This is a genomic window from Marinimicrobium sp. ARAG 43.8, assembly GCF_050113635.1.
Taxonomy (GTDB): Bacteria; Pseudomonadota; Gammaproteobacteria; order Pseudomonadales; family Cellvibrionaceae; genus Marinimicrobium.
The window spans coordinates 392,429-414,251 of the sequence record NZ_JBNJLT010000001.1; the positions used below are offsets into that span (position 1 = coordinate 392,429).

Here is a 21,823-nt window from a genome sequence, read left to right on the forward strand (position 1 = left end):
ATGAGCGCGCTACTGGACGTCGATGGCATCGGTTGTGGCTACGACGGCGAGCGTGTCGTCGAGAACCTCTCATTCAGTTTGGAAGAGGGCGACCTTTGTTGCTTGCTGGGGCCGAGCGGCTGTGGCAAGACCACGGTGCTGAGAGCCATCGCCGGTTTTCTGCAACCCGACGCCGGCGCCATTCATCTGGATGGTCGGCTGCTTGCCTCGGCCAAGAGTAGCTTACCGCCTGAGCGTCGGCGCGTGGGCATGGTCTTTCAGGATTATGCGCTGTTCCCGCACTTGTCGGTGCGCGACAATTTGATTTTCGGACTCAAGGAGCGCTCAAGCCGCGAAAAAGAGCGTATCAGCAGCGAGCTTTTACAACTGGTCCAATTGCAAGCGCTTGGCCACCGCTTTCCGCACGAACTTTCGGGTGGCCAGCAACAGCGTATTGCGCTGGCCCGCGCCCTCGCTCCAGAGCCCCGCCTTTTGTTAATGGACGAGCCCTTCTCCAGCCTGGATGTGGAACTGCGACGAGCCCTGGCATTAGAAGTACGCGCCATTCTCAAAGAGCGCGGCATTACAGCCATCATGGTCACCCATGACCAGTCGGAAGCTTTCGCCATGGCGGATCGAATTGGTGTGCTAAACCGTGGCCAATTACAGCAGTGGGACACCCCCTTCAACCTGTACCACGAGCCAGCCACGCGGTTCGTGGCCAATTTCATTGGCCAGGGCGTATTTCTATCCGGCTCCCTCCACAATCGCTACACGGTACGCACGGAGCTGGGCGATATTGAAGGCAACCGCTGTTACGACTGGGTCGATAACACGCCGGTAGATATTCTGCTGCGGCCGGATGATGTAGTGCACGATCCCAAAAGTGATCGTAAAGCCGAAGTCGTCGCCAAGGTGTTTGCCGGAACGGCAACACTGTACACCCTGCAACTCCCGACCGGCAGCCGGATTCAGTCCGCGTTTTCCAGTCACCACGATTACGCGATCGGCGATGAGGTAGGAATCCGCATTGAAGCGGATCATTTGATTGTGTTTCGGCGGGAGGAACAAGCGGTGGGGACGCGCCAATACAGCCCGCACACCACCGCTCTTTCTTAAAAAATGCTAATGGCCTAAAAAATGTTAATGGCCTAAAGGGCGTTCATCGCTTAAACGACCTTTATGGCCTCTTCTTCAATTTTGGCGCGCCACACTTTGGGTCCCGTTTGATGCACGGATTCGCCAGTGCTGTCTACCGCGACAGTGACCGGCATATCTTTCACATCAAACTCATAAATGGCTTCCATCCCCAGCTCGGGAAAACCCAGAACCCGCGACGATTTAATGGCCTGGGACACCAAATAGGCAGCACCACCTACGGCCATGAGGTACACGGATTCATTGTCCCGTATGGCTTCGATGGCAACAGGGCCACGCTCTGCCTTACCAATCATCCCCAGCAATCCAGTCTCTTCCAGCATGGTGCGGGTAAATTTATCCATGCGCGTGGCTGTGGTGGGTCCAGCAGGGCCGACCACTTCATCGCGCACGGGGTCCACCGGGCCAACGTAGTAAATAAAGCGACCAGTCAAGTCCACCGGCAACTTCTCCCCCTTGGCGATCAGATCCACCATTTTTTTGTGGGCAGCATCCCGACCAGTCAACATCTTGCCAGACAGCAGCAGCGTATCGCCAGGCTGCCAGGATTTCACATCTTCTTTCGTTACGGTGTCGAGGTTAACGCGGCGAACGTTATCATCCACTTCCCAGGCAATGTCCGGCCAGTCATCCAGATTCGGCGGGGTTTGCAAGGCTGGGCCGTCGCCGGTCAGGGTAAAATGCGCGTGCCGGGTTGCCGCGCAGTTGGGAATAATGGCCACGGCCTTGTTCGCCGCATGCGTTGGATAGTCTTTCACTTTGACATCCAGCACCGTAGTGAGGCCACCCAGGCCCTGGGCTCCAATGCCCAGTTTATTCACCTTCTCATACAATTCGAGGCGCAGCTCCTCGCTGCGACTGGTTGCCCCTTGTGCTTGCAGTTCCTGAATGTCTACCGGGTCCAGCAGCGCTTCCTTGGCCAGCAGCATCGCTTTTTCCGCGGTGCCCCCAATACCAACCCCCAACATGCCCGGCGGACACCACCCGGCCCCCATTTTCGGCACCATGTCCAATACCCAGTCCACCACCGAGTCGGACGGGTTCAACATGGCAAATTTGGTTTTCGCCTCGCTCCCGCCCCCTTTGGCCGCGACATGCACCTCCACGGTACTTCCCGGAACGATGTTGTAGTGGATAATGGCCGGGGTGTTGTCTCCGGTATTTTTTCGAGCCCCGTCAGGATCGTCCAGAATCGACGCACGCAGCACATTATCCGGGTGGTTATAGGCGCGGCGTACCCCTTCATTGACCATGTCGGTCAAACTCATGTCAGCCTCCCACTGGACTTCCATGCCCACGGTCACAAATACAGTAACGATACCGGTATCCTGACAGATCGGGCGATGACCAGTGGCACACATCCGGGAGTTGATCAGAATTTGCGCCATGGCATCCTTGGCGGCCGGGTTGGCTTCGCGCTCATAGGCGCGGTGCACGGCTTGAATAAAATCCACGGGATGGTAGTAGGAAATGAATTGCAGCGCATCGGCGACGCTGTCGATCAGGTCGTTCTGGCGAATCACGGTGCTCATGGTTGTCTCTCTACAGCCTGCTATCAAGACCCCCATTTTACATGATTCACCCCCGCCTTGCCGGACGTCGGAATCCGGCCTTTTGACAGCAACCGGAAAGAAGACCCGGCCACGGGCGTGGCCGGGACACTGCTTATCAAGGAGCGGAAGACGACAGCTGTTCTTTGATGGAAAGCAAGTCTCTATTGATGCTGCGCCGATAATCATCAATGGCCTTGATGGCCTCTTCATTGCTGCCGACACGATTTGCCAAATTGCCGAGCCGCCCCACTTGGTCGTTCAGCTGATCCACCTCTTCTGCCAGGTTCTGCAGGCGGCGCGCCTGATCTTGCAGAGAGCCAGCGGCCTCTTCCAGCCCTTCCACCGTTTCACTGATGCCAGCGAGCTGGGATTGGGTTTCCTCGAACGTTGACCGCAAATTGCTCAACCCATCACTGGCTGAAGACGCGGTCTGCTTGACACTGGAGAGTTCGCCCCGCAAGGACTCAATGCCCTCCTGATTCGCCGCGATACGCTTGCGGTTAGTATCATGGGAGACGCCCCACAGCTTGCGAATTTCCGAATCCGCCCATTGAAGTTTTTCTTGAATCTCTTCTACGTACTCACTGGACTCATTGGAGGTGATATCAATACGCCGCTCAAGACTGGCCAGCCGCTCATCCGCTTGTGCCAGCGCCTGCTGCGACTGATACCATTGCCACCCCAGAAAACCGCTGGCGCCGACGGCGATCAAAGCCACCACTAAAGCGCCAATCGCTATCCCGCTACCACCACCGCTGCTAGCGGAGGCAGAAGCAGGCGGAAGACCGCCCGATCCAGAGCCACCGCCCGTTGGCCCTGCGTTGCGCGGCCCTTTCGGGGGGGGACTTTCCGAGGGGCGCTCCACCGAGGGCTTTTTGGGTTGTCGTGCCGCGACTTCGTCTTTATCGGGCTTGATGCTGCCGGAAATCGTGGGTTCTTTTCGGTCCATAGAGACACCTGAATTCAATGGATTTCGTGCCTGAGTTTATAGCAGGTCTGGCCCTGAAAAAGAAGGGAGCAGCTCCCGGCCCTGAGCGAAAACCGCCGCTCCACTGGATGAAAAAACCCCGCCGCGGCGTTCATCCGGACGGGGTTGTGGGCCGGGCAGCGGCCCAGTCTGGTGCAACGAAGACTTATTTGGCGAAGTTTTCGTTGACGAAATCCCAGTTAACCAGCTTCCAGAATGCGTCCAGGTACTTGGGACGAGCATTGCGGTAGTCGATATAGTAAGCGTGCTCCCACACGTCTACTGTCAGCAGTACGGTAACACTTTCGTCGGTCAGCGGTGTTTCCGCGTTGCTGGTGTTGACGATCGCGACGGAGCCGTCAGACTTTTTCACCAACCACGTCCAGCCAGAACCGAAGTTGTTGGCGGCGTTGTTGGAGAACTCTTCTTTGAATTTATCGAAAGAACCGAAGGCCGACTGAATCGCCTCGCCCACTGCACCCGTGGCTTCACCGCCACCGTTGGGGCTCAGGCAGTGCCAGTAGAAGGTATGGTTCCACACCTGGGCAGCATTGTTGAACAAAGGCCCTTTGGCGCTTTTGATAATCTCTTCCAGACTTTTGTTCGCTTCCGGCTTGCCTTCAATAGCAGCGTTTAATTTGTCCACGTAGGTCTGGTGATGCTTGCCGTAGTGGTACTCAAGGGTTTCCTGGGAGATATGGGGTTCCAGCGCGTCTTTTGCGTAAGGCAACTTGGGTAATTCAAAAGCCATAATCATTCTCCTGAACACGGTTGAAAGATGGGTGACGGCAGGCTAAACCCACTGTCAGGGTGCTTAATGCTAGCACAACCGGTGCAGCACTTCGGTGTGCAACGCCCGGCTTGAAATCGCCAGTTCCGGGATTTTCAGTTTCCCCCTGGCTGTTGGTATGAAGAAGCCTGATCTAAGAAACCCAATATAAACACTTGGGCTGAATAGCGAGAGCCAATGAGTATATCAGTCACTAGGATACACACAGAGCAGGCTACTTTCTTTTACATTTTGCTACTTTTTCTGAAGATACACAAAGCCGAAGGGCGAGCCCCTGGCTCGCCCTTCATACTGCGACTGGGCTTACATCATGCCGCCCATGCCACCCATTCCGCCCATACCACCCATGTCCGGGGCGGCAGGCGCTTTATCGTCTTCAGGCTCATCAGCCACCATGGCTTCGGTGGTGATCATCAAGCCAGCGACGGAACCGGCGGCCTGCAGAGCAGTACGAGTCACCTTGGCCGGGTCCAGAATACCCATGGCCAACATGTCACCAAACTCGCCAGTACCGGCGTTGTAACCAAAGGCGCCTTCACCTTTCTTGACCTGATCGATCACTACGGAGGCTTCTTCACCCGCGTTGCTCACGATTTGACGCAGTGGAGCTTCCATAGCGCGACGGGCGATAGCGATACCAGCGTTTTGGTCTTCGTTGTCACCTTTCAGGTCAGCAATGGCGGCAATGGCACGCACCAGCGCGGTACCACCACCAGGCACCACACCTTCTTCAACGGCGGCGCGAGTAGCGTGCAGGGCATCTTCCACGCGCGCTTTTTTCTCTTTCATTTCGATTTCAGTGGCAGCGCCTACCTTGATCACGGCAACACCACCGGCCAGCTTGGCTACACGTTCCTGCAGTTTTTCGCGATCATAGTCGGAAGAGGTATCTTCCATCTGAGTGCGAATCTGATTCACGCGCGCTTCGATGTCTGCATTGTTGCCAGCGCCGTCCACGATCACGGTGTTCTCTTTGGACATGGTGACGCGCTTGGCGCGGCCCAGGTGTTCCAGAGTCACATTTTCCAGATCAAGGCCCACTTCTTCGGAAATCACGGTGCCACCGGTCAGAATAGCAATGTCTTGCAACATGGCTTTGCGACGGTCACCGAAGCCCGGCGCTTTACACGCGGCTACTTTCACAATGCCGCGCATGTTGTTCACGACCAGCGTCGCCAGTGCTTCGCCTTCAACATCTTCACCGATAATCACCAACGGCTTGTTGGCCTTGGCAACGGCTTCCAGTGTCGGCAGCAGTTCGCGGATATTGGAGATTTTCTTGTCGACCAGCAGGATGTAGGGGTCGTCTTGTTCGACGCTCATGTTGTCCTGATTGGTGATGAAGTACGGAGACAGATAACCGCGGTCAAACTGCATACCTTCAACCACGTCCAGCTCGTTTTCCAGGCTGGAGCCTTCTTCCACGGTGATCACGCCTTCTTTGCCCACTTTCTCCATGGCCTTAGCAATCAGCTCGCCCACATCAGTGTCGGAGTTGGCGGAGATCGTGCCCACCTGAGAAATCGCCTTGCTGTCTTCACAGGGCTTGGCCAGCTTGCGGATTTCTTCCACGGCGGCGGTTACGGCTTTGTCGATACCACGCTTGAGATCCATGGGGTTCATGCCAGCGGCTACCGACTTCAAACCTTCGGTCACGATAGACTGGGCCAGAACCGTCGCGGTGGTAGTACCGTCACCCGCTTCGTCAGAAGCGCGAGAAGCCACTTCCTTGACCATCTGGGCACCCATGTTCTCGAATTTGTCTCTCAGGGTGATCTCTTTGGCGACAGATACACCGTCTTTGGTGACAGTCGGAGCACCGAAAGACTTCTCCAGTACCACGTTTCGACCTTTGGGACCCAAGGTCGCTTTCACAGCGTCGGCCAGAACATTGACGCCCTTGAGCATACGCTGACGGGCGCTATCGCCAAATTTCACTTCTTTAGCTGCCATAGTGCTTTCCTTCCAATAACTTGTTCAATTAACAGTCAGTCGAGAGATCGGAGCCGGGTTTACGCCAGCACCGCCTTGATGTCGCTTTCGCTCAGGATGACAAGCTCTTCGCCATCCACTTCGATGGTGTCGCTTCCGGCATACTTACCGAAGACCACGACATCACCCAGCTTCACGTCGACCGGGCGAACGTCACCATTGTCCAGTACGCGGCCATTGCCCACGGCAACCACCTCACCCTGATTGGGCTTTTCTTTGGCGGAGCCCGGCAGAACGATACCGCCCGCGGTCTTTTCCTCTTCCTCCTTGCGGCGCACCACAACGCGATCGTGTAAAGGACGAATTTTCATGGACTTTTATCTCCAACTAGCGTTAAACACTGAAAATGAGCCGGGTTGCCCCGGATTTGACGTCATTGATTGTGACCGAAGCCACATGCTCCGCCAACAATGCCGACGGAGCGAAACCGGATGTGACAGGGTAATTGGGGATGGGGCCGACGGATTTCAACGGCTTTGTGGGAATTTTTTGTGTTTTTTACGCTCGACCACTACCACTCATAGGTCAGCCCCACCACCAGACGCACATCTTCGCGCTCGGTGTCGGGCTGGGGATCATTATCGACCTGATAATCGAGCTTTACTTCAGAGTACAGGCGAGACGCGATCATCGTGTTGAAGCCTGTGGTCGTGGTGAGATACCAGTCGCGAGCCTCCTCGAAAGAGCGCACATACTCATTGCGGTGAAACAGCGAAACCCCCAGCGGCAGCTTATAGCGAAAATCCGTGCTCACCCGCCAGGAAACCCGCTCTTCCTGCCGCACAAAATCCGGCCCGGGAGAGGCTGGCACCTCGTAGGTGTCGGAAACCAGTACCAGGCCACTGGTCATCGCCAGCGCGGTCGTGGCGTTTTCCCAGAACTGGTAACCCGTACCGGTACCAATGTTGTAGTAACGATCTACGGAGCGGGTTTCGTCTCGCCCGAAGCGAGCATCGCTGTTAAGGAACCAGCGTTCGCGAAAGAACCAATCCAGCACATACCGCCCGCCCCAGCGTACATCGGGCTCATCCTGGCCACTGGAGTAACTGGCGTACTCGAAACTTCCGCTGTGCCGCCAGTCCACGCGACGGTATTCCACACTGGAGACCACTCGCCAATCGTCTTTCACTTCGTTACCCCGGGCGTAGGTGCCCGACATATTGACCCGCCCGGTCAGAGTCCGGCTTTCACCGGTGCGGAACTGCTGGTACGGAATAATCATGGCCAACGACACCAGCGGCACTCGACGGGGAATGACATCGTCCCCACAGGAATACACGAGGTGCTCCTGATCCATGCCATTCACCGTGCAGGGCTCACCCACCCCGTTGATTTTCAGTGGCTTGCTGGTCTGTAAGTCGTAAATTTTGGTTTTATCGATGGTCAATTGACCCAGGGATTCGGACTGCCAGATCACCGAGTTCTCATCCGCACGCACGAATTCGCCCGCGATCCGGTCACCGTTTTGCAATTCCAGCATTCCCGCAGAAGCTGGCAGAGCAACGAGTGACAGAACCGACAGCGCGAGGCGCCAATATGAAGCGTATTGGGAAAACGGCATGCAACATCGCGGTTTTTGCTGGAAGAGGCGCACTTTACCACACATGATGCTACCGACTATAGGGCACGGGCACGATTCTGGTGCATCAGCCACAGAATCAGCGCGATGGCTGGCACCCCCAGGGCACCGGAATACACAAAGAACCAAAAGAAGCCCACGTGTTCGGCTACTATGCCACTAAAGCCGCCAATCACTTTGCCCGGCAGGGTCATCAGAGAGCTGAACAGGGCATACTGGGTGGCAGTGTATTCGCTGCTGACGAGGCTCGACATCCAGGCAATCAGACCCGCCATGGCCAGCCCACCACAGAAGTTCTCGCCACTGATGGTAATCACCAGCATCCACAGCTGATTACCCACCAGAGCGGTGGTGGAGTACAATAAATTCGTGGCCGCCGCCAGAATAGCCCCGGCAAGCAGCACACGTAAGAGACCATATCGCGGCACCAGGACCCCGCCAGCCAGCCCGCCTACCACCGTCATGGCCGCACCGTACAAACCGCTGATACTGGCAATTTCCTCCCGGGTGAAGCCCGTCTCCAGATAAAAAGGCATCGCCATGGACGCCATGCTGATGTCGGTGATGCGATAAGCACCCACAATCAACAACAGCAGGGCCGATTGAGGGCCGTAGCGGCGAAAGAAATCCACCACCGGGCACACCACGGCCCCAATGAACCAGGCAACCGCGTGCCGCGCTGACGAGGGTACATGGGCGTTGCGTTTAAGGTAGTCCTGTGCGCGCTGCTCCAGTAACACAGTATCCGAGGAGCGGCTTACCTCCGGCTCGCGAGATAACAGCACCGTGACTATTCCCACCCCCATCAGCGCCGCCATCAGAATATAAACGCCGGGCCATGAGATCCAGGACACCATGTAGAGGGCGCCCGCGCTGGCCATCAACACCGCGAGCCGATAGCTAAACACGTACGTGGCCGACATGGCGGCCTGCCGCTCAACCGTGACCGCCTCAATGCGCCAGGCATCAATCGCCACGTCTTGTGTCGCGGAGCCGAAGGCCACCAGCAGCGCCATCAGAGCCAGCCACTCCAGATCCCGCACCGGGTCTGTAGCGGCCATCGCCAACAAACCACCCGCGATGGTCAGCTGCGCCAGCAGCATCCAGCTGCGCCGACGCCCGAGCAGTTTGCCCAGCACGGGGATAGACACCCGATCAACCACCGGGGCCCAGAAGATTTTGATGGAGTAGGTGATACCGATCCAGCTAAAGAAGCCAATGCTGGCTTTACTCACCCCCGCCTCGGTAAGCCAGGCGGTTAATGTGGAAAAAACCAGCATATAGGGCAGGCCGGCGGAGAAGCCCAGCATCGCCATCGCCGCCACACGAGGGTGAAGATAGATTGCCAGGGACTCTTTCCATGAGCGGGACGGGTTCCATGAGCGGGACGGGCTCTGGTTTGACTCAGGCATGAAACATCCGGGCTACCAGGGGAAACTCAGTCCCGAAAATTGGTGAACTGCAACGGCATATCGATGGATTGCGTCTCTCTCAGCAGAGTCATCACCTGCTGCAAGTCGTCCCGTTTTTTACCGGTGACCCGCAATTGATCGCCCTGGATCTGAGCCTGTACCTTGAGCTTGGAGTCCTTGATCAATTTGACCATTTTTTTGCACAGGTCCGTTTCCAGGCCAGTGCGCACCACGGCGTCCTGTCGTACCTGTTTGCCAGAGGCAACCGGCGCGCCGATATCAAGACAAGCGATATCGATATTGTTTTTAACGAGCGCACTTTGCAGGATATCCTGCATTTGACTCACCTGGAATTCGGCCTCGGCCGTCAACGTCACGGTGTAGTCGTTGCGCTCGAAGTGAGCATCCACACCCTTGAAATCATAGCGATTGCCGATCAGGCGGTTCGCCTGATCCACGGCATTAGTGAGTACATGCTTGTCCACTTCGGACACCACATCAAAAGACGGCATATCAAACCTCGTAGAACATCAATCTCAAGCCAATAATGTTATCAGCGCCAGAACGCTGACCCACAGCAGCAGCGAGCGAGAAAATAAGGGTTGACTGGCGCGGACAGCGTCCAGATCAACCTCGTTTTGGCTTACTGGGGGGCGCCCGAGGGCGCCCAGCAGCATGTCGTACAGCAGCGCCGCCGAGCTTTTGTTGCGGTTGGTCAGGTGATTTTGGCAGCGTGGGAAGCAGCTATCAAAATTCCCCGCCATTGCCCAGGTCAGGCCCAGCAAACGCACCACCGGCCACTCCAAAAGCCAGAGCCAGCGCGCGGCTGACCGGGTATCCAGGCGTTCACGATAAAGCACACTCAAGCGGTACATCAGGGCTCCCGCCGGGCCCAGAACCAAAAACCAGAAGATCACCGCGAACATCCGTTCGCAGCTTCGATAGGCAACCGCTCGCAACGCCTGTCGGTGCAACTCCCCCCAATCAGACGCCATTACAGAGGATTCACCTGCCCCTTGCAGGCGTTCCAGTTGATTGGCCGCACTCACCGAATCCCCCCGCTCGGAGGCCTCAATATAGGCACCGACTTGCGCGGAGAAGTCACCGCGCCCGAGACTGTATAGCAACACCGGGACGGAGATTATCAAAATCCAGACCGTAGACGACTCCCGCGCCAGCCACCAGCACAACAGCCACAGCAGCAGGGTTGGCGCCAAAACCGCCAGCAACAGATGGCATCGGCCTCGCGAGCGCCCCGGCCAGGCATCAAGGCGAGCGATATAGCGACTAAACCAGCCATCTTTTTGCAACGGGGCACCCGAGCCCCACCATTGGACCAGAGCGAGCACCAACAACACACTGAGGAAGGTCATAAGCGTTCCGCGAGCAAGGTTCGAAAATGTGTCCAGTCAAACGCCGGGCCCGGATCCGTTTTACGCCCTGGGGCGATATCGGAATGGCCCACGATTCGATCGAGTGTCAGTTCCGGGTAGCTGGATAATAACAGACCGGTGACCTCGGCTAAACGCTGGTATTGCTCGGGGGTGTAGGAGACGTCATCACACCCTTCCAGCTCAATGCCCAGGCTGAAGTCGTTGCACTCGGAGCGGCCCCGGAACTCGGACGCCCCGGCATGCCAGGCTCGCCCCTGCAGCGGCACAAACTGCATCAATTGGCCTTGTCGATCAATAAAGAGGTGGGAGGAGACCCGAAGCTCACGAATCTGTTCGAAATAGGGGTGGCGCTGCACGTCCAGGCGATTGCAGAAGAAGTCTTCCACGCAGCCTGTGCCGAACTCACCCGGGGGCAAGCTGATGTTGTGAATCACCAGCAGACTGACCGCCTCACCGGAGGGGCGATCGTTATAGTTGGGAGAAGGGCAGCGCCGGGCAGCGCTCAACCAGCCCTCGTGAATGAACTCGCTCACAGTTACTCCAGCAGTCACTGATGAGCGAATGATACAGGTGAAGGTCACATTTGTCCTCGCCGGACCACGGCAGCGTTACAAGCAGCGGGGTCGAGCGATTACTGGACGGGCGATTATGTGAGGATCACAGATTGCGTGCGCTGCGAAGATTACCGATAACCGCTTCCAGAGCCCGATCAAACAGCATACTGTCATCCAGCAGACGCATATCCCCGGCTTTGAGCGACTTGGCCAGACTCTCACGGGTTTCCTCGGCGACTTTCATTCCGGCGCGGTTCACAAAAATGTACTTTCCGGTCGGCTTGATAATGGCCGCCAACCGACAGCGAAACACTTGGTCTTCCGAGGTCTGTACTTCAAACCAGGTACCCTGCGACAGATTAGCCACCAGCGCCAGGTGCGGGTCGGAAGTCGGCACCTCAGGAGTTGACGCCGATACCGGTGTCTCTGCCGACGGCTGTTCGGACGGGGGGGCGGACTCGGCCTGGGTCTGGGCCGCTACCGGCTCGGACGCCAACTTCGATGGCGATTGGCTTCTGGGTGGCGAGACTTCTTGAACGCCTTCTGCCATCACTTCTTCAGGCTCTGCCTCTTGTAGCACGGTGCTCTCACCAACCTCTCTCAAGCGAGAGAGGTGCAGTTGCTCAAGCTGCTTGAACAGCTGGTTCATTTCGAACGGGTTGTAGGCAATAGACTCCAATCCACTGCGCAGCCGGGGCAGCAGCATTGGTACGAGCTTAAGCAGCGTGCGCCGGTTTTCTTTGTTCATGCTCGCGGTCACACTCCAGATAAGCTGTTCCGCGGTCTCCAGTGTCTCGTCCCAATCCTTACTGCTGGTGCCTTGTTTCAAGGCCACGATAAAAAGCACCTTGGCCCAGGCTTCCTCCAGCAGGCGCTGAGCCGCAGGCGCCAACACCAGCCCTTGTGTGCGGGCCGCCAGGGCAGCGTCCACCTGAGCACGAGCGCGCTCTGCCCGGGCCTTGCCATCCTCGGCGTCCAGCGTGCGCTGTTCAAGAATGCGTGCCCGGCGCCGCTCTTTTTCCAGGTAGGCGCGGAAGTCGAGCAGCATGCGCTCAAAAATGCCGACGTCACTCTCGAACTCGGACAACAGTTGTTGCACCACTTCTTCAACCTTGCGATACAGCGGGTCCCGGCTGCGCCGCTCCTCGCCCGGATCCTGCCATCCAAGCGCTGCCATCGCCAACTCATTGAGCAGTCGACGCGCCGGGTGGCCGCCGCGACTGAAGAAGCTCTTGTCCACGATGGCGACTTTGATCAACGGGATTTGCAAACGCCCAAGCAGCGCTTTCATGGGCGCTGCCAGGTTGCGATCATCCAGAATGAACTCAAACATCATGCTGACGAGATTAATGACATCTTCGTCCACACGATTAAGGGAGCGGGCCGCTTCGCCCTGCTTCATGTGCCGCAACAGCTGAGACACATCCACTGGCGCCATATCGCCGGTCGGTGCGGACTGCTGGACGCGGGAAAGCAGTCCCATTAACTCGTGGCTGTCGAGCGCCTGGCCGCTGTCCTCCCGGCTGCCCCGCTCACTCCGCTCGTCGGACAGCAAGCTACGCAGTGTGTGCAACACCTGATCGGTTTCATCGTTACGCAGATTGCGTTCAGCACGGGCGGATGGCTTCGGGCGGGACGCCCTTGACGTCGCGGGCGCGCCGACTTTAAGAGAAGGCAGAATATTGGCGTCGATCAGCTGCTGGTTCAATGACTGGTACAGTTCCCCCAGGCGCCCCACCAGCACTTTGTCAAACAGCTTGAACAGCACCAGCTTTGCTTTCACATCAATTTTCAGGCCGCGGCTCGCTTCGGAGAATCCGTTACAAATGGCGTCCGCGCCGAGGGGATTGTTCTGCTGGTACACTTTGACAGGCACCAGCTGATCCATTCGCAGGGTCAAGTGTTGCAAGCTCTCGGCGAACTGGCTGTTGGCTTTGTTGACCATGGTCTCCGTGGCCACAAGCTGTTCCAGCTCATCGTTCTGCACCAGCGCCAACTCATCGGGGGAGACGCGATCCTCTCCCTGGTCCTCTGTCTGGCCCAGCCGCTCCGCTTGTAGGTTCAGCAGCGCCGCAAAATGGCTGTCGAGGCACTGAAAAAAAGCCTGCTCGATGGATCGCCTCTGGAGGCGGACCTCCCGCATGGAATCAAAGTAAAGGTTTTGCTCCTGATTATTATTGGCCTGATCCGCCAGTTCAAACAGTGCATCGTCCGCTTCGTCGAACAGCACCCCCAGACGCCCCTGCAACGCTTGCCTTGCCCGATCACGAACACCATGCATCGCCGCCGGCAGGCGTGCCAGCGAGGGGGCGGTCACTTGGCGTCGCTCCGTGAGCCTCACTACGTTCTCGCGATTGGGAGGAACGGTATCGTTCATGTTGGTTTACCTGGAGAGTGGTCACTGTCGAAACTATTTACAGTCACTTCAAGTAGTATAACGGGCCTGGGGACACCGCCTACCCACAAATGATAAGATCGAGAAACCTATCACAATTTCTGCTAAACACGGCTTTTTCTTAGATCCATTTGTGCACAAAGGTCGCCAGGCCCGCACAACCGGCTATAAAACGGAGTGCCTTGTATGACACAGGATCCCCTACCGGGCCAGCAAGCTGGGCGAGGCATGCTGATTGCCGCCTGGGTAGTCGGGTTGGCATTGCTCACCTGGGTATTCGGCCTGTGGGAGGAGCGCAAGCATAATCCCAACCGCTCCCCGGAAAGCCGGTACTTTAACGGCACCCAGGAAGTGGTTCTGCAGCGCAACACATCGGGTCATTATGTCGCTTCAGGCTCGATCAACGGTTACGATGCTGTGTTTCTGCTCGACACCGGCGCAACGGATGTGGTGGTCAGCCAGGACCTCGCCGAGCGGGCGGGCCTGAGCGCCGGTATCCGAAAGATTGCACAAACCGCCAACGGCCGCATTGAAGTCCGGGCCACGCGCTTGGATCGTCTGCAATTGGGGGGTATCGAACTTCGAGACGTCAGCGCAAGTATCAATCCCGCCATGGGCGGACAACAGGTATTGCTGGGCATGAGTGCATTGGGGCAGGTAGAATTCAGCCAGCAGGACGACCGCCTGACGCTGCGTTACCGAGGTAATTGATTCAATGGTCCAACACTCTTCTTCCACCGTCCCGACGGCGCTTTCCGACGCACTGCTGGCCGCTGTCGATGACAACGTGCGCGCGGCACTGCGCGAAGATGTGGGCGACGGCGATATCACCGCTCGCCTGATTCCCGAACACCGAAACGCGCACGCACGCGTCATTACCCGAGAGCCGGGCATTTTTTGTGGACGGCCCTGGGTAGAAGCCGTTTTCCGCGAACTGGACCCCCACACCCGTCTCCTTTGGCACGTGCAGGACGGAAGTGCACTTGAAGAAAACCAGACGCTGTTCGAACTAACGGGCAATGCCCGGGTGTTGCTGACCGGGGAGCGCACGGCGCTGAATTTTGTACAAACGCTTTCTGGTGTTGCCACCCTCAGCGCTCACTACGCCGCACAAGTGGCAGAGACTCCCGTCACACTGCTCGATACCCGCAAAACGCTGCCCGGCCTTCGTCTTGCCCAAAAGTACGCCGTGCGTTGCGGAGGATGTGCCAACCACCGAGTCGGTTTATACGACGCGTTTCTGATCAAGGAGAATCACATTGCCGCCTGCGGTGGTATTGAAGCAGCGGTCTCCCAGGCGCGTCGTATTGCACCCGACAAGCCCGTGGAAGTGGAAGTGGAAACACTGGCGCAACTGGAGGAGGCCCTGAACGCCAACGCCGATATTGTCATGCTGGATAACTTCGATGAGCAGGCGTTACGTACCGCCGTGGAACGCAACCAGGGCCGAGCCAAACTGGAAGCCTCCGGGAATATCACCGATGCCAATCTCACCACTCTGGCGGCCACTGGCGTGGATTATATTTCCATTGGGGCTCTCACAAAACATTGCCGCGCCCTTGATCTCTCAATGCGGCTTTCCATCGAGGGGTTATAAATCGGAAAGGCTATAGATCGGAAGGGTGGTAAGTTGCTATTGCGGGGCGTTCAGACGCTCGGGCAATTTACGCAGGGCATAGACATCAAAGCGACTGCTCTTGCCCTCCACGCGATGGCTGGGCGCCTGGCCATTGAGGTCCGGCGCCCGCTTCGGACGCTTGACCACCACTCGAAATCGGGCGGCCGCTAACGCGGGAGCCAACAATGCATCGGCATCAACATCCTGCCCGACCACGGCATGGAAAGCCTTCATCTCCTTCTTCACATCAGCGGACTTGGTGCGCTCCGGAAACATGGGGTCAAGATAAATGACATCCGGTGCCTGGTCCGGTGCGGCCGCAAACTGTTCGAGCGCCAGCAACGCATCGCCCTGCTCCAGTACCATGCGTTGCAATATGGCTTGCAGTGCCGAGTCTTCAGAATGAAACGCTTCCTCCAGGCCACGCGCCAACCCATCCGCCAACAGTTGATGCACGGCGGGAGAGCGTTCGTACATCCTGACATGGCAGCCGAGGGTCGCCAACACAAACGCATCTCGCCCGAGGCCAGCGGTGGCATCCATAATGGCCGGGTATACATGCGCCTTGACCCCAACCGCCTTCGCAATCAACTGCCCTTTACCCCCCCCGTGGAACCGCCTGTGGGCCACCGCTCCGGTGAGAAAGTCCACTGATACGGGTCCCGGAGCCCGGTGACCTGTCTGCTGCAAGGACCACCCACTTTTCTCTGCCACCATGGCGAATACCGGCTCCGAAAAAGCGCCGGATGGCCTGTCGTACAGTAGCGGAACGTCGAGCGTGGCGGCCAGGGCCGAGGCATCGGCCTGGCGTTCGCTACAAAGGCACACCACCACCAGCGGTGCGCGATCATCCGAGCTCATTCAATCAACTCATGTCTAAAAAGGGAGGGCGGGAAAAGCGGGCATTCTGGACGCGTCCCTGCGTCCGGGGAAATCAACAGCCGTTATTGCAGGGGCAACAGCTCCAGCTCAACCCGGCGATTGGCCTGACGACCTTCAGCGGTGCTGTTGCTGGCCACGGGATAACGCGGGCCGTAACCGTACGCCTGAATTCGACCGGCCGCGACGTTGCGACGGATCAGGTAATCCCGCACGCTGGCGGCTCGCTGCTCACTCAGGGTTTGGTTCAATTGATCACCACCCGTGGAATCCGTATGGCCACTGACTTTAATCGCGGTTTGGTCAAACTCGGCCAGTACCTTGGACACAGAATCCAACACACTGTAGAAATCAGAACGAATTTCATAACGGCCAGTGGCAAAGGTGATATTGCCCGGCATGATCAGATAAAGCCGGTCACCTTCACGCCGTACCTGAACGCCAGAGCCTTGCAGCTCTTCGCGCAGTTTTGCTTCCTGACGGTCCATGTAGTTGCCGATACCACCTCCGATCGCGCCACCGGCCAGAGCCCCGGTCAGAGCGCCTTTGCCCCGATCACTCTTACTGGCAGACGCCGCACCAATAACCGCACCGGCAACGGCACCAATGCCCGCCCCTTTGGCGGTATTACTGGCTTTGCGTTCCCCGGTGTATGGGTCCGTTGTCGAGCAGGCGGCGAGCGTCAAAATTGCACACAGTGCCAATAAACGTTTCATCATCAGTCCTCTAGTGAAAAACCAGTCTATTGAAAAAAATCCTGTCAAACCTCCGAATTAACCGAACGTCCGACAAATTAACACCTTTTGATATGAGCGGCTGGCTTGAACGGTGACTTTCGGGAAATGGCTTATACGTCTGGCAATTTCCCAACTCAACTGCCATTATTAACGAACGACAGAGCGGTAACGATCACTTTTTTCAATCATCGATTCCGAGCAATGCCCTCATCCAGACACCCTCACTCCGACACTATAGGCACAGACATGGTTCACAGCAACAGCCTGGCTCACACTTTCATTATCGGCTTGCTGCTGGCGGCGCTCTCTGGCTGCGAGGGATATGCCGTCAGTGTCAACGACAATCCGGTTTACAACCCACCTGCCCTTTTTACCGAGTTCCGGTTGGTGGATTCAGCGCTACAGGAGTGCGTTCAGCAAACCATCGAAGATCGTGGTGTGACGGATGCCAACCAGTTGACCCAGCTTAACTGCAGCAGTGCCGGCATCGAAAGTCTCGAAGGCATTTCCACCTTCAGTGCTCTGCGAGCGATCAGCCTGAACAGCAATGCACTGACCGATATCGAACCGCTGAAAACGCTATCACGCCTGGAAATTTTGATGCTGAAAGACAACGATGTGCGCTCCGCCGAACCGCTACTGTCGCTGCTGCGCCTGAAAGAACTGGATTTGCGGGGCAATGCACAATTAGCTTGTGGCGACGCACGACAACTGGCCGACCATTCCGAGGGCGATATTCGTCTACCCGCTCACTGTGAGTAGCAGCCAGCGGCGAGAACACGCTCGCCCGGTGCCCGCAATATGGCCACGGTCCGACTCATCGCTCAAACATCAGGCCGACCGTATTTCGTAACTGGTGCATTACCCGCATCGGCACCGGCTCATCGTTAATCGGCCCGACTATTTTGCGGAACCGCACCATCACATGCGTGCCTACAGGCGGCTTGGGCTGATTTTCGATCAGCACCCGAGCGCCACCATCGGAAATATCCTGGGTGAACCCCACAATCGTGCCAAAGCTTGGGTGCGTGATTTCCACACGAATGGTGGCCGAGGCCCGCTCGTACTGACGACGATCAATCACAGTGAGCTCCTTATCGTTGGCCAAAAGACACGAAGGAAGGATTTCCAGCGCATCCACCTTATTTCGTTTTTTTCGTTTTTATCGCCTTTCGGCGTACTTAGAGCATAAGCAAGGACAAACAAAAACGCCAGCGAAATCCTTCTCGCTGGCGTCACGGGCGGGATGACAGGTCATCCCGTTGGTTTAGATCAGGTTGGTACGCAGGACGGTCAGCATCTCCCGGGTCTTGCGCGCCGACATTCGCTCACCGTATGCGCCTCGCAATCTCACCAGATAGCGACCCTCGTCTTCCGTGACAATCAGCAGGTGCCCCGGCGCTTTGGGAAGCGCTTTACGGGCCTCTTCTGCCTGCTCAGGTGAACTCAGCAGGCCCTCGGGCAGCGCCTCGCGCAGATCCGACAGGGTATAGCGGGTTTCCGGTGGCTTGGGATCCTTCTCCGCCCCGAACAGGCGCGCAAACCAGCCCGGCTCTTTCTCGGGCGGCTCCCGGTAGCCCAGATAATACTCGCCACGGGCGACGTCACTGTCGTAAATAACGAACCCCTGCTGCTGAGCGGCATGGGTCAAGGTGGCCAGGGCGCGAGCGCGACTGAGTTCGAGCACCATGACCGGTTCGGTCTCAATGCTGGTAACACGCGCTTTGACATTACCCCCGATATTCTGGGCGATCAGGGAGGTGCCCCCGGCGGCCCCCATATCTTCGGCGGCCAGGGAAGCCGCCAGCTCATCCACCATCCAGCTCTCGCGCTCCTGATCGGACGATTGATCCGGCCAGTCACTCAACTGCGCCTGAGTGGCCGATTCGCGATCCAGGCTCATATGCAGCACATGGATCTCGCTGGTATCGGGCTGCACGCCCCGGTCAATGCGAATACGGTAGCGATCAATACGGTCGGGATCGTCTTTAAAAGACAACCAGGCGGTTTCCATCAGCCCCAAATCAGTGTCTGTCGAGGCCACTTGGAGACTGTTGTCTGAAAGAAACTCACGAATGCGCGGCCACAGTTCGGCGGGATCGACGTTGACCAGAATCCAGCGCTGGTCGTCCAGCCGCTGGATTTTCACCTGCTCTACCAATGCGGATGAGGACAGCGGTTCTGGCCGTGGGGTTTCAAACTCCACCGTATCGGTCGCGTAGACCACATCCTCTTCGGTCAGCTCCGGAATCGGATAGAGCTGGCCAACGGCTTCCTGATTCAGCGTTTCCGGCACCTTGAGCGAAGGCAAACTGTCGGCCTTCAGATAATCATCTTCCCGGTTGCGGAAGTAACCCTCATCGCCAAACAAGGCGCTACAGCCGGACAGCGTTACGCTGAACCCGACCAACAACCAATACACAATGCGCATAAAATTACAGACTCTCCAGTGAGTGTTGCGTCTCTGTTATGTACTTGCCACCACCTCATCGCCCCGCGAGGAGAGGTCTACACCAAATCTGCGCCCTGCAGGGCGTCGCGCACCCTGTCGTGAAAACGCTCATCAAGCGGCGTCATTGGCAACCGGATACCGGATTGAATACGCCCCATTTCCATCAGCGACCATTTCACCGGGATAGGGTTGGCCTCTACGAACATGGCCTGATGCAGAGGCATCAAGCGCTCATTCAGCGCCCGGGCTTCCTCGGCCCGACCCGCGATGGCCAGAGAGCAGAGTTCGGCGATAGCCTTGGGTACGACATTGGCTGTCACAGAAATATCCCCTTTGCCCCCCAAAAGCATCAATTCCACGGCGGTCGCGTCATCACCGGAAATAATGATAAAGCCGTCGGGCGCCTGCTCGATCAATGTTCGGGCCCGGACCATGTCGCCCGTGGCTTCCTTGATACCCTGGATATTGGGCACTTCCGCCAGGCGCAACACGGTTTCGGGCAGCATGTCGACACCCGTACGGCCTGGTACGTTATAAAGGTACTGGGGAATATCGACCTGCTCGGCAATCGTTTTGTGGAAGCGATACAAGCCTTCCTGAGAAGGCTTGTTATAGTAAGGAGTGACTAACAGGCAGGCATCCGCACCGGCATCACGCGCCCCTCGGGTCAATTGCAGGGCTTCGGTCAGCGAGTTGGCACCGGTGCCGGCAATCACCGGAATGCGCCCTCCCACCTGGTCGACCACGGCCTTGATCACCGCCAGGTGCTCTTCCATATCCAGGGTGGCGGATTCACCGGTGGTGCCCACCGCTACAATCGCATCGGTGCCCTGTTCCAGATGCCAATCCACCAGCTTCTCCAGGGCGGACCAATCCAGAGTATTGTCGGGGGTCATGGGCGTAACCAGGGCGACCATGCTGCCTTGTATCATGAACGGGGACTCCAGTTGACGGTCTTTCGTGAGCGTGTGACTTCAGTGCCCGCCGGAGGTTCGCTCGGCGGACCGACAAGCGGGACCGGGCGCTTTACGGGCCGGGGCGGGACGTTCAAAGGCGCAATGGTACTGAGCGGCGCGGCAGTAGACAAGTTTACTGTGCCACAATCAGACCCGCTATTTTCGAAAATCGAGCATTCGCTGCAGGGGAATCATGGCTTTGCGGGCTAACTCCGCATCGACCAGGATCTCATTGTCATCGCGGCTAAACACCTCGGCCATGTTGTCCAGCACATTCATGGCCATCCAGGGGCAGTTGGCACAGCTGCGGCAGGTCGCCCCGCTGCCAGCGGTCGGCGCCACATGAAACGTCTTATCCGGACACAGTTGCTGCATTTTGTAGAAAATGCCCTGATCGGTGGCCACGATGAACTCACGGTTGGGGAGTTCCTGGGCCGCTTTGATCAGCTGCGAGGTGGAGCCCACCACATCGGCCATGGCCACCACGGGTTCCGGGGACTCCGGGTGCACCAGTACGGCAGCTTCCGGGTACAGCGCTTTGAGATCTTCCAGCCCTTTGGCTTTGAACTCTTCATGAACAATGCATGCCCCATCCCACAACAGCACATCGGCGCCGGTTTCGCGGCGCACGTAATCCCCGAGGTGCTTATCGGGCGCCCAGAGGATTTTCTCGCCGCGCTGGTCCAGATAATCCACGACATCCTTTGCAATACTCGACGTTACCACCCAGTCGGCACGGGCTTTCACGGCGGCCGAGGTATTGGCGTACACGACAACGGTGCGATCCGGGTGCTGATCGCAGAATTCGGCGAACTGATCCGCTGGGCAACCCAGGTCCAGCGAGCAAGTGGCCTCCAGGGTCGGCATCAGGACACGTTTTTCAGGGGTAAGGATTTTGGCCGTTTCCCCCATGAATTTAACGCCTGCCACCACCAGCGTGTCGGCGGGGTGCTCTTTGCCAAACCGGGCCATCTCCAGGGAGTCGGCCACGCAACCACCGGTTTCTTCGGCGAGGGCCTGAATCATGGGGTCGGTGTAGTAATGGGCCACGAGCACAGCGTTGTGCTTCTGTAACAACCCTTTAATACGCTCGCGGTATTCTGCTTCCTGTTCGGGAGTATAACGGGGCGCCGTCCAGGCGCGATCCAGGTGTTCGCGAACCAGCGCTTCCGGAGATTTCCGGGCCGTCTCGGCAACAATGGTATTTTCCACAGTCATAGGATCACCTCACAATACCCCAGTGCCCACGCTTCGGGCTGGCGCGCAATAATATCACAGCGCCTGGAAAGGCCCCAAAGCGGCCAACGCTCAGTTGATGAGATCGCAGGGAAATGGTGGGTCGTGCTGGATTCGAACCAGCGACCAATTGGTTAAAAGCCAACTGCTCTACCAACTGAGCTAACGACCC

General features: G+C 57.5%; 21 protein-coding genes and 1 tRNA gene. 4 read left to right on the forward strand and 18 right to left on the reverse strand.

The window, feature by feature from the left end; all coding sequences use genetic code 11:
- Positions 1–1,098 (forward strand): ABC transporter ATP-binding protein, encoded by a 1,098-nt coding sequence (locus tag ACQCLF_RS01610; protein ID WP_426984511.1) that lies wholly within the window; start codon positions 1–3, stop codon positions 1,096–1,098.
- Positions 1,099–1,148: 50 nt separating this feature from the next.
- On the opposite strand, the gene ACQCLF_RS01615 is transcribed toward ACQCLF_RS01610, so the two are convergent.
- The 11 genes from ACQCLF_RS01615 to ACQCLF_RS01665 form a co-directional block, all read right to left on the reverse strand.
- Positions 1,149–2,669, reverse strand: coding sequence for a fumarate hydratase (locus ACQCLF_RS01615; protein WP_426984513.1), 1,521 nt, complete (start codon positions 2,667–2,669; stop codon positions 1,149–1,151).
- Between the two features lie 136 nt (positions 2,670–2,805).
- The gene (locus ACQCLF_RS01620; RefSeq protein WP_426984515.1) at positions 2,806–3,639 is read right to left on the reverse strand and encodes a hypothetical protein; all 834 of its coding nucleotides are present in this window, start codon (positions 3,637–3,639) and stop codon (positions 2,806–2,808) included.
- A gap of 184 nt (positions 3,640–3,823) precedes the next feature.
- Positions 3,824–4,408, reverse strand: a complete 585-nt coding sequence (locus ACQCLF_RS01625) for a superoxide dismutase (RefSeq protein ID WP_426984516.1) — start codon at positions 4,406–4,408, stop codon at positions 3,824–3,826.
- A gap of 342 nt (positions 4,409–4,750) precedes the next feature.
- Positions 4,751–6,400 (reverse strand): chaperonin GroEL, encoded by a 1,650-nt coding sequence (gene groL / locus ACQCLF_RS01630; protein WP_426984517.1) that lies wholly within the window; start codon positions 6,398–6,400, stop codon positions 4,751–4,753.
- Between the two features lie 59 nt (positions 6,401–6,459).
- Positions 6,460–6,750, reverse strand: a complete 291-nt coding sequence (groES, locus tag ACQCLF_RS01635) for a co-chaperone GroES (RefSeq protein WP_426984518.1) — start codon at positions 6,748–6,750, stop codon at positions 6,460–6,462.
- Between the two features lie 200 nt (positions 6,751–6,950).
- Positions 6,951–8,000, reverse strand: a complete 1,050-nt coding sequence (locus tag ACQCLF_RS01640) for a DUF481 domain-containing protein (protein WP_426984520.1) — start codon at positions 7,998–8,000, stop codon at positions 6,951–6,953.
- A gap of 56 nt (positions 8,001–8,056) precedes the next feature.
- Positions 8,057–9,430, reverse strand: coding sequence for an AmpG family muropeptide MFS transporter (locus ACQCLF_RS01645; RefSeq protein ID WP_426984521.1), 1,374 nt, complete (start codon positions 9,428–9,430; stop codon positions 8,057–8,059).
- Positions 9,431–9,456: 26 nt separating this feature from the next.
- A complete protein-coding gene (locus ACQCLF_RS01650) occupies positions 9,457–9,942 on the reverse strand; it encodes a YajQ family cyclic di-GMP-binding protein (protein ID WP_426984522.1) in 486 nt (161 codons plus the stop codon).
- A 24-nt stretch (positions 9,943–9,966) separates the two neighbouring features.
- Positions 9,967–10,803 (reverse strand): regulatory signaling modulator protein AmpE, encoded by an 837-nt coding sequence (gene ampE / locus ACQCLF_RS01655; RefSeq protein WP_426984524.1) that lies wholly within the window; start codon positions 10,801–10,803, stop codon positions 9,967–9,969.
- Positions 10,800–11,357, reverse strand: a complete 558-nt coding sequence (gene ampD / locus ACQCLF_RS01660) for a 1,6-anhydro-N-acetylmuramyl-L-alanine amidase AmpD (RefSeq protein ID WP_426984525.1) — start codon at positions 11,355–11,357, stop codon at positions 10,800–10,802. The genes ampE and ampD overlap by 4 nt, the downstream gene beginning before the upstream one ends.
- Before the next feature lie 124 nt (positions 11,358–11,481).
- On the reverse strand, positions 11,482–13,755 hold the full coding sequence (locus ACQCLF_RS01665; protein WP_426984527.1) for a DUF1631 domain-containing protein: 2,274 nt from the start codon (positions 13,753–13,755) through the stop codon (positions 11,482–11,484).
- A gap of 204 nt (positions 13,756–13,959) precedes the next feature.
- Here ACQCLF_RS01665 and ACQCLF_RS01670 point away from each other — a divergent pair, with 204 nt between their 5' ends.
- Positions 13,960–14,484: a retropepsin-like aspartic protease family protein gene (locus ACQCLF_RS01670; protein ID WP_426984529.1), complete on the forward strand. Its 525-nt coding sequence runs from the start codon at positions 13,960–13,962 to the stop codon at positions 14,482–14,484.
- Between the two features lie 4 nt (positions 14,485–14,488).
- Entirely contained in the window at positions 14,489–15,370 is an 882-nt protein-coding gene (nadC, locus tag ACQCLF_RS01675) for a carboxylating nicotinate-nucleotide diphosphorylase (protein WP_426984530.1), read from the forward strand.
- A gap of 36 nt (positions 15,371–15,406) precedes the next feature.
- Here the strand turns inward: nadC and ACQCLF_RS01680 are convergent, their stop codons facing one another.
- On the reverse strand, positions 15,407–16,252 hold the full coding sequence (locus ACQCLF_RS01680; protein ID WP_426984531.1) for a class I SAM-dependent methyltransferase: 846 nt from the start codon (positions 16,250–16,252) through the stop codon (positions 15,407–15,409).
- An 83-nt stretch (positions 16,253–16,335) separates the two neighbouring features.
- Complete coding sequence (locus ACQCLF_RS01685) at positions 16,336–16,986, reverse strand: OmpA family protein (protein ID WP_426985219.1); 651 nt, start codon at positions 16,984–16,986, stop codon at positions 16,336–16,338.
- Positions 16,987–17,253: 267 nt separating this feature from the next.
- On the opposite strand from ACQCLF_RS01685, the gene ACQCLF_RS01690 reads away from it, so the two are divergent.
- Complete coding sequence (locus tag ACQCLF_RS01690; protein WP_426984533.1) at positions 17,254–17,769, forward strand: leucine-rich repeat domain-containing protein; 516 nt, start codon at positions 17,254–17,256, stop codon at positions 17,767–17,769.
- A 55-nt stretch (positions 17,770–17,824) separates the two neighbouring features.
- On the opposite strand, the gene ACQCLF_RS01695 is transcribed toward ACQCLF_RS01690, so the two are convergent.
- From ACQCLF_RS01695 to ACQCLF_RS01715, 5 genes are all read right to left on the reverse strand, one after another.
- On the reverse strand, positions 17,825–18,091 hold the full coding sequence (locus ACQCLF_RS01695; protein ID WP_426984534.1) for a PilZ domain-containing protein: 267 nt from the start codon (positions 18,089–18,091) through the stop codon (positions 17,825–17,827).
- 183 nt (positions 18,092–18,274) lie between these two features.
- Positions 18,275–19,438 (reverse strand): outer membrane protein assembly factor BamC, encoded by a 1,164-nt coding sequence (gene bamC / locus ACQCLF_RS01700; protein WP_426984535.1) that lies wholly within the window; start codon positions 19,436–19,438, stop codon positions 18,275–18,277.
- Between the two features lie 77 nt (positions 19,439–19,515).
- Complete coding sequence (dapA, locus tag ACQCLF_RS01705) at positions 19,516–20,391, reverse strand: 4-hydroxy-tetrahydrodipicolinate synthase (protein WP_426984537.1); 876 nt, start codon at positions 20,389–20,391, stop codon at positions 19,516–19,518.
- A 180-nt stretch (positions 20,392–20,571) separates the two neighbouring features.
- The gene (gene nadA / locus ACQCLF_RS01710) at positions 20,572–21,633 is read right to left on the reverse strand and encodes a quinolinate synthase NadA (RefSeq protein ID WP_426984538.1); all 1,062 of its coding nucleotides are present in this window, start codon (positions 21,631–21,633) and stop codon (positions 20,572–20,574) included.
- A gap of 114 nt (positions 21,634–21,747) precedes the next feature.
- Positions 21,748–21,823: transfer RNA gene (locus ACQCLF_RS01715), tRNA-Lys, on the reverse strand.